The sequence below is a fragment of the Tenacibaculum sp. MAR_2010_89 genome, assembly GCF_900105985.1.
Classification (GTDB): Bacteria; Bacteroidota; Bacteroidia; order Flavobacteriales; family Flavobacteriaceae; genus Polaribacter; species Polaribacter halocynthiae.
In genome coordinates, this window is sequence record NZ_FNUB01000005.1 from 363,097 (window position 1) to 374,500 (window position 11,404).

Consider the following 11,404-nt stretch of genomic DNA (forward strand, 5'->3'; position numbering starts at 1 on the left):
TGGAACTCGTTTTATTTTTTATTAAAAATTGTTAGGTATTCATTTTCTTTTTGACGCATTTTTTCTTTTTCATCATCAGTTTTATCTTTTAATCCTACGTAATGTAAAACACCATGAATAATAACTCTGTGTAGTTCATCTTGAAAAGAAGTAGCATATTTGTTTGAGTTTTCTTCTACTCTTTCGATTGATATGAAAATATCACCATTAATTTCTTTACCCAGTGTGTAGTCAAAACTTATAATGTCTGTGAATGTATCATGTTGTAGAAACTCAATATTTATTTTATGTAAATATTCATCATTACAAAAAATATAATTGATTTCACCTAGTTCAAAACCTTCTTTTTCTATACATTCATTTATCCAACTATTAGTTTTAGTTTCATCTAATAATTTGAAATCAGTTTCGTAATTAAATTGTATCATTCTTTTGAATTATCGAAAGGCATATTTATTTTTAAGTAAAAACATGTTATGTAAACAGTTTAAATTTGCTTTTCTGTAGTTGTAAAATATTTTTTAACTTTTGTTTTGTAGTTCTGGCGCAAAGGTAGTGATTGTCTGTTTAAAATTTCTGTTTGATTGTAAAAGAGCTTTTTAAATTTAAGTTCTTTTTTGTTGGCGTTTATATAATCTTTCAAATTGGTATTTGCCTTTCTTTCTTTCTTTTTACCCTGTTCTAAAGCTGCTTTATCTAACTTTAAAAGTTCATAGTTTAATTGTTTCATTTTATTAAGACTTTCTTGTGTAAAACCCTTTTCTAATATTTGATTTTCTAACTCTTCCATTTGTTTTAAAGCTTTTTTACCACTTCCATTTCCATCCTTACCGTTTTTTATAGCATTTTCTAATTGTTGCCTTAATTTTGATTGCTCTTTATATATTTGATATAGTTCTCCATTCATTTCTTCCCCTTGCTTGTTTCCTTTTCCTTTTTGTCCCTGTTTTTCTCCTTTTTTATTTCCTTTTCCATCTTTTGGTTTTCCCTGAGAACTTTTCTTCATTCCATCTTTCATCTTTTTCATTAATTCTCCTTGCTTTTTTATGATGTCAGGTAAACTAAATGATTTTCCCTTTCCTTTTCCTTTACCTTGTCCTTGCTTTGGATTTTTCATTGAATCTAAGGTATTACTTAACATGTCAGCTAACGTATTAGCAGAAGTCATTACGTATTGCTGATTAGATATTCCATTTCTAAAATTATTGTCAGCAAAATTTTCTAATGATTGGTCCATGTTGTAATGTGCATTGGCAAGTTCTTCTTGAATTTTTGTGCTAATTGTTGGTACACGTATTGACAGTGTAAATAAACTATCATCTATATGTTCGAAGTATGTTTTTAATTGATGTTGCTTTTTTAAATTTGAACCAAAATTTGGATGTGATGATGATGTATTTGAAAAAGTATTCATTAATTCTTCCTGATTAAATGAAAAAGTAATTAAGTTTTCTAATACTTGTCGAAGGCCTTCCATGTTTTCTTCTTGCATTTCTGCACTCATTGCTTGCATAGATTCTTGCATTTTTTGACTCATTTTTTTCATTTTTTCTGATGCCTTCTTTTGACTTTTTTTTGCATCAGACCCCTTATTTTCTTTTAGTTTTTCTAATGATTTGTTAAGTTCTTTTTGTGTTTCATCCTTTAGTTTGTCCATTTCTGGAATATCCATTGGTTGCTTTAATTTCTCATTTTCTTTTTTTAATTGATTAAGGTCTTTTTTTATTTTATCAAATTCTTTATTTAATTTTTTCTGAGTTTCTTTAGCTTGATCTTTGTTTTGTACTTGATCTTCTTTTTTCGATTCTTCTTCTTCTTTTTTAGATAAGTCATCAAGTTTATTAGCGATTTGATTCATTTTTTGCTCAACATAATAACGTTTTGTCATTTCTAAAATACGTTCAAGACTTCTTTCTTCTTGTTTGTTTTGTTCAGATAATTCCTTAGCCTTTTTAACAAGTTCTTCTTTATTTAGTTTTTCAGCTAATTTTTTCAGTTCATCTAATAGCTTTTGTTGTTTATCAAGCTTTTTCAGTTCTTCTATACGTTTCTTTAAATCTTCTTTTTTCTTGTTTAAATCTTCGTTTTTTTCATTCTTTTCCGTGAAGTTTTCTTGTATTTTATCGGTTTGACGTTGCATCATTTGTTTATATTGTTCTTGACGCTTAATTAAACTTTTAATGTTTTTTTGATCACTCCAGCTCAGGTTTTTTCTGTTTTGTAAATCAAATTGAATTTTTTCAAGATCTTTTTTACTGTTTTGTTGTTTTTGTAAAGACTTTTCTAATTTATCTATATAGTTCTTTTGTTCTTCTAGAAGTTCATCATCAATTTCATTTTTTGATTTTTGACGGTAATAAAATTTTCTACTTATACTTTTTTTACTACCATTAACTTTATCATTATCATATACTTGAAAAAAAACTTCGTAATTAACTCCTTTTTTTAATTTTATTCCTTTTGGAAACTCATAATAAAAGCTTTGTATTGCTTTATTATTTATTTTAATTAATTGATAATCAGTGTTTTGTTTATTTTTTTCTTCTTTATATACAATTTCAAGTTTTGTGAAACCATAGTCATCAGAAATTTGACCAATAAATTGCGCATCACCTCTTTTTAGGCTGTCTATATTAGATTGTACGGTGATATTAGGTAACTCATCTTTTATAACATTAATAGAAAATTGTAATTGTTCATACCCTTTTAAATTTTTATTTGAAGTTGAAATTATATAATTGGTATTATTTAAAATTTGTTTTTTATAATTAAAACTGTCTTCGCTAATTTTATTAAAAAAATATTTTTTATGATCATTAATAAATGCAACACTATCAGTTTCAGATGTTTTAATAGCCCAAGTAATGAATGTTCCTTGTGGAACATTTATGTTTCCAGAATTAGCAATAATTTCTTTTTTCTTTTTAGTATAATTTGGATAATTCAATTCAAGTGAAATGTTTTGAATAGAAGGAGTTTTTATAACATTTATTTGATAATCATTTGAAGAAACATTATTTGCTTTTACATAAAAAGATATTGGTTTTTGTACTTCACTAAAAGTATAGGAGAACAATCCGTTACCATTATTTTGTAAAAAATATTGTTGATTGTTAAAATAAATTTTAGCTTCTTCAGGAATTATTTCTCCTTTTGCTTCTATATAAATTGTTATTGATTTACCCTTTATAACATTTAGCATATTATTAGTTAAGGAAAATAAAAAAGGAGCTGGTGGAGCATATGCTGTTTTATAATCTATTACACGATTTAAACTTTGACTAAGCTTAGTATTTACGCCTGTTATTAAGGTTAAAAACCAAATTAAAACAGGAATTAATCCATATTTTGCGTATTTCAAATTTGATTTAAAACTTACAGCTTTTGTAAAGGGAATTGGTTGTAATTCTTTTGATTTTTGTTCTATGCTGGCTACTAAAAGATCGGACTGATCTGTATTATCTTTAAGTTGTAATACATTTAATAATTTGTCTTTAACTTCAGGAAAGTGATCACCTATTATTTTTGAAGCATCTTTAATAGAAATACCTTTTTGAAGACCAACCAGTTTAAAAATAGGAAAGCAAATAAAACGAAAGAATAGCAGTAGTTCTACTAATATAAACAACCAAAATAATAAGGTTCTAGCTGTTGGTTTTAACCATAAAAAATATTCAATAAATAAAGTAAAAAAAAGATATATTAATCCTAATGAAAAAAATAATATTCCTCCTTTTATTAATTCATTTGTATAGTATTTTTTACTAAACTGTTGTAGTTTTTGTTCTATTGAATTGAACACTTCCATAAAAGTAACTTCTTAAAATTAGTGTGCTATATGATATAGCTCTTTTTGTGTTTTATTTTTCTTTTGTGTTTTTCACTTCTACATAAAAAACAACTACATGGTTTGCCATGAGATCTGTATGCATACAAATTCTCATATTCAACCTCATTTATTCCTAAAATCTTAAGTCTTTTCTTGTACTTAAGCATCTTTATTCTAAATCTTTCTCTTTTATTCATTTTTTATAACTTATAAAAATACTACTTTTATAATAAAATATTTGAAGTGTTTTTTGTAAGAAAAACCAAAAGTAAACCACTAAACCTTATAATTAATAACTTTTTGAGTTGTATAGAACTTTAAAATAGTATTACTAATTTTATATTTATAGTGAATAACAGAATAAGTGTTATTAATTTCAAATAAAAACAAAGACATGAAAAAACTAGGCGTTTTAGTAACCGTATTATTTGCAACTTCAGTGTTTGCTCAAAGTCCGTGGACAAAAAAGAAGAATGAAGGATATGTACAATTATCATTCACAACTATTTCAAATTATGATAAACTTTTTGGTAATCCTGATTATAATACCGAAAGAAAAATTACTGATAATACGTTACAATTGTATGGTGAATATGGAATTTCTGATAAAACGACTTTATTTGCGAATATTCCTTTAAAAATGGTTCAATCTGGAGATATTGCTGGTCAAACATTATTACCAATTCCTTTTACAACAAAAGAATCTACTTCTTCAATTGGAAATGTTCAATTTGGAGTAAAGCATAATTTTTACAATAAAAAATGGGTTTTATCTGGACAATTAGGAATTGAGGCAAATACTGGAAGTTTTAATGAAGCATCAGGATTAAGAACTGGTTATGATGCTTGGACAGTTACTCCATTATTTTTGGCAGGAAGAGGTTTTAACTCTTGGTATATTCAAGCATTTACTGGGTTTGATATTAGAACAAATGATTATAGTAGTGCTTATAAGTTAGGAGGAGAACTAGGTTATAAAGCTATTGATTGGCTTTGGGTTGCAGGATTTTTAGATGGTGTAATGTCTTTAAAAAATGGAGAAATAGCTTTACCTCTTAGTAATAATCTTACAGGTTTATATGTAAATGACCAAAGTTATGCTGCTTTTGGTTTAAAGTTAATAGGAGAAATAAATAAAAATTTTGGAGCAAATGCTAGTTTTGGTGGTGCTTTTGGCGGAAGAAATGTAGCTAAAAAAGCAGCTTTAAATTTTGGAATTTATTATAAATTTTAAAAATATAGTAATCAATAACTGTATTAAAAAAGCTCTTCAAATTTTTTGAAGAGCTTTTTTGTTATGTATAATTTTAAACTTTGATAGGTATAAGTATCTTTGTGATTTCAAAATTGGTACACACAGATTTAAAAGTACAAAAAATGACTGATAACGTAAGAGTACGCTTTGCTCCAAGTCCTACAGGACCTTTACACATAGGTGGTGTTAGAACCGCTTTATTTAATTATTTATTTGCTAAAAAACATAATGGAACTTTTGTTTTACGTATTGAAGATACTGATCAAACTCGTTATGTGGCTAACGCAGAAAAGTATATCATAGATTCATTAGAATGGTGTAATATACCTTTTGATGAAGGGCCAGGTAAAAATGAAAAGTTTGGACCATATCGTCAGTCAGAAAGAAAAGAATTATATAAACAGTATGCTAATCAATTAATTGAAAGCGGATGGGCTTATTATGCATTTGATACTGCAGAAGAGTTGGATGCACATCGTAAACAGCATGAGGCAGAAGGAAAAACCTTTATTTATAATTGGCATAATCGTGAAAAACTTCAAAGTTCATTAAGATTATCTAAAGAAGAGGTTACAGCTAAATTAGAAGCTGGTGAAAAATATGTAGTACGTTTTAAAACTCCACAAGATGAAGTTTTAATTATGCAAGATGAAATTCGTGGTACAATAAAAATAGATACAAATACTTTAGATGATAAAGTACTGTATAAATCAGATGGTATGCCAACATATCATTTAGCTAATATTGTTGATGATCATTTAATGGAAATTTCTCATGTAATTCGTGGAGAAGAATGGTTACCATCTATGCCATTGCATATACTTTTGTATAAAGCTTTTGCTTGGGAAGCGCCTAAATTTGCACATTTACCACTTATTTTAAAACCAGTTGGAAAAGGAAAATTAAGTAAACGTGATGGTGATAAATTAGGCTTTCCTGTATTTCCTTTAGAGTATACAAATGAGCAAACAAGAGATGTTTCACGTGGTTATAAAGAAGATGGGTATTTTCCAGATGCATTTATAAATATGTTGGCTTTTTTAGGATGGAACCCTGGTACTGAACAAGAGTTGTTTTCGTTACAAGAATTAGTAGAAAATTTTGATTTAACTAGAGTTAGTAAGTCAGGAGCAAAATTTAGCCCTGAAAAAACTAATTGGTTTAATCAGCAATACATGCAACAAAAATCAAATTCAGAATTAACAGCACTGTTTTCATTAATTTTAAAGGAAAAAGGAATTGAAAAAGACAATGAATATATTGAGAAAGTAGTTTCGTTAATTAAGGAAAGAGCAACATTTGTAGCTGATTTTTGGGAGTTATCTAACTTTTTCTTTGTTAATCCAAGCGAATACGATGCAAAAGCAAGTAAAAAACAATGGAAAGAAGGAACTCCAATATTAATGGAAGAATTAATAACTGTAATTTCTAGTATTGAAGATTTCACTTCTGAGAACATTGAAAAAATAGTTAAAGAATGGATTACTTCAAAAGAAGTAGGTTTTGGTAAAGTAATGCAACCTTTACGATTAAGTTTAGTAGGAGCTTTAAAAGGGCCTCACTTATTTGATATTATTGAAATGGTTGGTAAAGAAAATACGATTCAACGTTTACAGAATGCAGTAAATAAATTATAAACAAAAAAGAGCGGTTTTAAACCGCTCTTTTTTTTGTTTATATTGTAAGTGTTAATTACATGATCCAGATGATCTAGCTGCGTGATTACCACCTTCAAATAGATTATTCCAATCTAATTTAATTATTATACTTAAGGCACCTTGTATATGAGAACGCATGCTTTCATAACTTTCTAAAGAATGCTTGTAATATACTTGAGGATTAATTCCTATTCTATCAGAAACCCAATAAATACCACCCGCACCAATGTTAAAAGTAGGTGTCATTTTACGTTCTGAATCTACAATACTTCCACCAACAAAAAGGTACGGACTAAAATTATTTAAAATTGCATCAAAATTGTAACGTATTGAAGCATCCATTGAAAAGTATTTAACAGAGTTTGTCATAATACCAACATCATTTATGGTATTAAATGAAATAGCACCATCAACAGATAAACGCTCACCAATAGGCATTGTTAAATTTAATCTAGGTGTTTGAAAAATATATTGATCACCAATATAACCAGCATCACTTTCATTAAATTTTGCAATACCAAAACCTACACCAATTTGCCATGACTCATTTAAGTTTTGCGAAATGATAGATGTTGTTAATGAACAACAAAATAGTACTATAAAAAACGTTGATTTCATAAAGGTATGAGTTTATACTAAAAACTAAATTTATGTAAATTTAGTATATAATCAAATTAAATTTACCTTTTTTATAGCTTCAGTAAAAGCATCAAGCTCATTATTATTTAATATTAAGTGTATAGCTTCATCACAAACTTTTTCTACATTATCAGTAGGAAATTGTAAAGCAACAGCAATTTTACGCATAATAATCACTTCATCTCTATCAACACTTTCATCAGCAAAAATCATTTTTGTTAATCGGTATAAACGTTCAATACGTTCATCATAACTTACAGGAGGGTTTACAGGAAATTTTTCAGGACTCTTTAAAATTTCTGTATACTCTTCAGTACTAATATTTAATTTTACTGCAGCTCTATCTAATAATTTTTGTTCTCCTTCTGAAATCACATTATCAATCTTTGCTATTTTAACTACACTTGCAAAATGACCTATTTCTTGTTTGTGTTTTCCACTTGCATATAAATCTGATATAGACATAATTTTTTTATTTTTTTAATTAATGTAAAAGTAAACAATCTTGTATTTTTTAGAAGCGCAATTTTAAAAAAAGTCACAAACAATAAAATGTAGATTTTTTTTAAAATCTCTTGCTAAAATTAACTATCACTTTTTCTTATACTATGTTTTAAATAGTATAAAATTGATTAATTAAAACGGCTTTTTTTAATGCACTTTTTAAGGGAGTTTTAAAAAAAGGAGATAGTTTAGTTACAGTTGATATTATCACTTAAAAAAACATGGTTAAAACCTGTTTTTTTAATAAACAAAAAGTATTTATTAAAAAGAGAAAATAAAAGTATTAATTTTTAGTATCCTCAATTTTTAAACTATATCCTACACCATGAACATTGGTAATTTTAATTGAAGAATCTTCCTTTAACTTTTTACGTAATTTAGAAATGTAGGTGTCTAAACTTCTACCAACAAAAACACCATTGTCTTCCCATACTTTTTTAGAAAGTTCATCACGTTTAATAATTTGATTTGGGCTGTCGGCAAAAATTGCAAGCAATTCACATTCTTTTTTAGAAAGGGTAATTTCAACAGCTTCACGTATCAGTTTATGTTGATCAGGATAAAATCTAAAACTTCCAATAGTAATTCTATTTTTAGAAGAAGTACTTGATGAATGAGTAAGTTTATTTTTTGAAAAAAGGAAATCTAAAAAAACAATTATGATTAGTAGGAGAAATGCTAATAGAAAAATGTATTTTTTGAAAAATTGTTCTGTTTTGTTGGTAAATTTAACATCAACAGTATAACAAGTATTAGGCAATACTCTGCCTTTACATGGTATAATATCTTTTTCACTATGATTTTTTATTTCATAACTATAAGCAACTTCACTATCAGAGCAACGTAAAATTGCTATTCTATAAAAATTAGGAAGTGATGATTTATCAAAATTATTTTTAATAATTGTTGTTAAATCACTAGGTTCAAAAGACAGATTTTTCTGAAAAGACAGCTTATATTTATAAGAACTTATTTCACGAATAGGTAAAACTAAAGAAGTACTATCATTACTTGAAAGTAATAATTGATTACCTACTGAACGTAATGATACTTTTACTCTTTCAGAAAAATCATTTTCATCTGAATTAAAATAAAAAATGAATGCCCCTAATAATAGAATACTGGCCAAACTAAAGTATATATAAATCTTTTTTTTGCTCATAATTTTGGTAAATAACATACAATTATCTGACATTTTACAACTGTTGACACTTCTTTTACACTTTTTTCACACTTATATTTTAAAGCCCTTTTAGTTTTACTTCAAAATATAAATATCATGAAAAATTTTTTAATTGTAATTATCAGTATTATGAGTCTATCAATGAATATTAAGGCTCAAGAAAAATTAATAATAAACACAAAAAGCAGTACCATAAAATGGAATGGATACTATACTTTTTATTTTGGAGGTCATGAAGGAACTATTAACTTTACTGAAGGGTATTTTATTAAAACTAACGATAAAATTACTGGCGGTTCATTTATTATTGATATGAATACTATAGTGAGTACTGATATTGAAAAAGGTAAAGCGAAGACAAATTTGGAAAACCATTTAAAAGATCCTGATTTTTTTGATGTTCAAAAACACCCTAAAGCAAGTTTGATAATTACAAAAGTGAAATATTTTAAAGATGGTGCAGTTCGAATTGAAGCAAACCTTACCTTGAAAAGTATTACAAAACCTATTAACTTTAATGCTACAATGGATTATGAAAATAAAAGGCTAACAACAAAATTTAAAATAGATAGAAGACGTTGGAAAGTTAACTATACAAGTAAAGTTAGAGATGGAGCAATATCTGACGCTATTGGTTTTGATGTTACCTTACAATTGTAATATAATAGAGAAGAGATTTTCAACTGTATTCTTTGATAAATATTTAAAAATAATTAAAACATGAATAAACTACTTGTAATAACACTACTATTAACAACTATAGCAACATTTGGACAAAAAGAAGAGAGCCTCTTGTTAGTAGCAGATAGTACTTGGGGTAAAGAAGTTATTCATTTACCTTTTGGTTTTGCACCAGAAATTGACTTTGTAGGCTATGAAGATATTCGATTTGCAAAAGGGTGGGGTAATATTGAAAGTTCAGAATTTTGGTCGTACGTTTTTGTATGGAATATAAACTTGCAAGAGAAACCAAATGCTAAATTCTTTCAAGATAATTTGAAGTTATATTTTGATGGATTAATGAAAGCGGTAAATAAAGAAAAAGATAAAATAATTCCAGAAGCTAAGGTTACTATTATAGCTAAAGAAGAAACCAACGGAATAACCAAATTTACAGGAAAAATAATTACACACGATTCTTTCAGAACAAAAAAGTTGATTACACTTCAGGTATCTGTAGAGAGCTTTTATTGTAAAAAAACAAAAAAGTATATGCCCCTTTTTCGATTTTCACCACAACCATTTGAACACCAAATATGGAAAAAACTACATAATGTAAAACTGAAAGAAAACTATTGTCAAAACAAGTAATTTTTAGAAACTATCTAAAAATAAGTATTGTAAATAAAAATCAGTAACTTGTTAACAGGTTAATTATAAGTAAAGTATTTATGAAATCTGTGTATATATTACTGATTTTTGTTTTTTTAAGCATATGTAGTTTTTCACAAAATAAAAAAGCTATTATTCGTGAAGTTAATCAAGAACTTTGGAAACCGTTTAAAAAACACTTTGAAGCTAAAAATTGGAAGGAATTTAACAAGTTACATACCGATGATGTACTACGAGTTAACAGTTATGGTATACGAATGGGTAAGGAGTATAAAAACACAGTAAAGTCATCATATCAAAAAACAAGTACTAGAAAAAGGCAAATAGACTTCAGTTTTGAACAAAGAGTTTATAAAAAAAACATAGGGTACGAAGTAGGATATTATCGCATTAAATACACTGAAAAAAATAAAGAACCTTTTGTTACTTATGGAAGATTTCATGTAGTAATTAATAAACTCAAAAACAAATGGCTTATAAGTCAAGATTGGGATACAGATGTTATTAATGGAACAAAAATAACTGCTGAATATTTTAATAAAGGAACACTTTTGATATTTTAAGAATTTTTATACTTAATTTTAATAAAAAAGTGTTTTAAAATGATAAAAAAACTATTTAAAAATATTTTTAAAATTATTAATGAGGAAAAAAAACTGATTGATAATAATGAAGAAAAGAGTCTTATTTTAGAAAAAGGAAAAGAATCTTCGATCATTGTCCCAGATTTTAAAGAAATTAAAAACTTAAAAATAAAGAAATGGCATGTTAACGAGGGAGATCTAATCAAAGAAGGAGCTATATTATGTGAATTAGAAAATGAAGAAACTCTTTTAGAGTTTGAAAGTGCTTTTGAAGGTGTAATCCTATATACTTATCCTACCGGAGTCATTGTTTTACCTAATAAAGAAATCTGTAAAATAAAGAGTATTTAAATTATTTTTTTCTTTTAGTTTGAATAATAAAAATGAATATAATTAAAGGAAGAGTAAAAACAAAATATA

The 11,404-nt window shown here is 26.7% G+C and carries 11 protein-coding genes; 6 read left to right on the forward strand and 5 right to left on the reverse strand.

What is annotated here, in order from left to right; genetic code table 11:
* Positions 1-11: 11 nt before the first annotated feature.
* A complete protein-coding gene (gene ybeY / locus BLV71_RS05245; RefSeq protein WP_093869531.1) occupies positions 12-428 on the reverse strand; it encodes an rRNA maturation RNase YbeY in 417 nt (138 codons plus the stop codon).
* A gap of 59 nt (positions 429-487) precedes the next feature.
* Complete coding sequence (locus tag BLV71_RS05250) at positions 488-3,808, reverse strand: coiled-coil domain-containing protein (protein ID WP_093869532.1); 3,321 nt, start codon at positions 3,806-3,808, stop codon at positions 488-490.
* 415 nt (positions 3,809-4,223) lie between these two features.
* On the opposite strand from BLV71_RS05250, the gene BLV71_RS05255 reads away from it, so the two are divergent.
* Both BLV71_RS05255 and gltX read left to right on the forward strand, forming a co-directional pair.
* Complete coding sequence (locus tag BLV71_RS05255) at positions 4,224-5,063, forward strand: transporter family protein (RefSeq protein WP_093871965.1); 840 nt, start codon at positions 4,224-4,226, stop codon at positions 5,061-5,063.
* A 143-nt stretch (positions 5,064-5,206) separates the two neighbouring features.
* On the forward strand, positions 5,207-6,721 hold the full coding sequence (gene gltX, locus BLV71_RS05260; RefSeq protein ID WP_093871966.1) for a glutamate--tRNA ligase: 1,515 nt from the start codon (positions 5,207-5,209) through the stop codon (positions 6,719-6,721).
* 51 nt (positions 6,722-6,772) lie between these two features.
* Here the strand turns inward: gltX and BLV71_RS05265 are convergent, their stop codons facing one another.
* The 3 genes from BLV71_RS05265 to BLV71_RS05275 all read right to left on the reverse strand — a co-directional run bounded on the left by BLV71_RS05265 (position 6,773) and on the right by BLV71_RS05275 (position 9,047).
* The gene (locus tag BLV71_RS05265) at positions 6,773-7,360 is read right to left on the reverse strand and encodes a hypothetical protein (protein ID WP_093869533.1); all 588 of its coding nucleotides are present in this window, start codon (positions 7,358-7,360) and stop codon (positions 6,773-6,775) included.
* 51 nt (positions 7,361-7,411) lie between these two features.
* Complete coding sequence (locus tag BLV71_RS05270; RefSeq protein WP_093869534.1) at positions 7,412-7,846, reverse strand: tellurite resistance TerB family protein; 435 nt, start codon at positions 7,844-7,846, stop codon at positions 7,412-7,414.
* 322 nt (positions 7,847-8,168) lie between these two features.
* Positions 8,169-9,047, reverse strand: a complete 879-nt coding sequence (locus BLV71_RS05275; protein WP_255405120.1) for a winged helix-turn-helix domain-containing protein — start codon at positions 9,045-9,047, stop codon at positions 8,169-8,171.
* Positions 9,048-9,164: 117 nt separating this feature from the next.
* Here BLV71_RS05275 and BLV71_RS05280 point away from each other — a divergent pair, with 117 nt between their 5' ends.
* The 4 genes from BLV71_RS05280 to BLV71_RS05295 all read left to right on the forward strand — a co-directional run bounded on the left by BLV71_RS05280 (position 9,165) and on the right by BLV71_RS05295 (position 11,335).
* Positions 9,165-9,728, forward strand: coding sequence for a YceI family protein (locus BLV71_RS05280; RefSeq protein ID WP_093869535.1), 564 nt, complete (start codon positions 9,165-9,167; stop codon positions 9,726-9,728).
* A 60-nt stretch (positions 9,729-9,788) separates the two neighbouring features.
* A complete protein-coding gene (locus BLV71_RS05285; RefSeq protein WP_093869536.1) occupies positions 9,789-10,379 on the forward strand; it encodes a hypothetical protein in 591 nt (196 codons plus the stop codon).
* Positions 10,380-10,459: 80 nt separating this feature from the next.
* Positions 10,460-10,963 carry a nuclear transport factor 2 family protein gene (locus tag BLV71_RS05290; RefSeq protein WP_093869537.1) on the forward strand — a complete coding sequence of 168 codons (504 nt, stop codon included), beginning with the start codon at positions 10,460-10,462 and terminating at the stop codon, positions 10,961-10,963.
* Positions 10,964-11,002: 39 nt separating this feature from the next.
* Positions 11,003-11,335: a biotin/lipoyl-containing protein gene (locus tag BLV71_RS05295; RefSeq protein ID WP_093869538.1), complete on the forward strand. Its 333-nt coding sequence runs from the start codon at positions 11,003-11,005 to the stop codon at positions 11,333-11,335.
* The last annotated feature ends 69 nt before the right edge of the window (positions 11,336-11,404 follow it).

Bases quoted from the DNA above. Each gene is read 5' to 3' on its own strand.
- ybeY (WP_093869531.1), bottom strand. From the start codon at position 428: ATGATACAATTTAATTACGAAACTGATTTCAAATTATTAGATGAAACT.
- BLV71_RS05250 (WP_093869532.1), bottom strand. From the start codon at position 3,808: ATGGAAGTGTTCAATTCAATAGAACAAAAACTACAACAGTTTAGTAAA.
- BLV71_RS05255 (WP_093871965.1), top strand. From the start codon at position 4,224: ATGAAAAAACTAGGCGTTTTAGTAACCGTATTATTTGCAACTTCAGTG.
- gltX (WP_093871966.1), top strand. From the start codon at position 5,207: ATGACTGATAACGTAAGAGTACGCTTTGCTCCAAGTCCTACAGGACCT.
- BLV71_RS05265 (WP_093869533.1), bottom strand. From the start codon at position 7,360: ATGAAATCAACGTTTTTTATAGTACTATTTTGTTGTTCATTAACAACA.
- BLV71_RS05270 (WP_093869534.1), bottom strand. From the start codon at position 7,846: ATGTCTATATCAGATTTATATGCAAGTGGAAAACACAAACAAGAAATA.
- BLV71_RS05275 (WP_255405120.1), bottom strand. From the start codon at position 9,047: ATGAGCAAAAAAAAGATTTATATATACTTTAGTTTGGCCAGTATTCTA.
- BLV71_RS05280 (WP_093869535.1), top strand. From the start codon at position 9,165: ATGAAAAATTTTTTAATTGTAATTATCAGTATTATGAGTCTATCAATG.
- BLV71_RS05285 (WP_093869536.1), top strand. From the start codon at position 9,789: ATGAATAAACTACTTGTAATAACACTACTATTAACAACTATAGCAACA.
- BLV71_RS05290 (WP_093869537.1), top strand. From the start codon at position 10,460: ATGAAATCTGTGTATATATTACTGATTTTTGTTTTTTTAAGCATATGT.
- BLV71_RS05295 (WP_093869538.1), top strand. From the start codon at position 11,003: ATGATAAAAAAACTATTTAAAAATATTTTTAAAATTATTAATGAGGAA.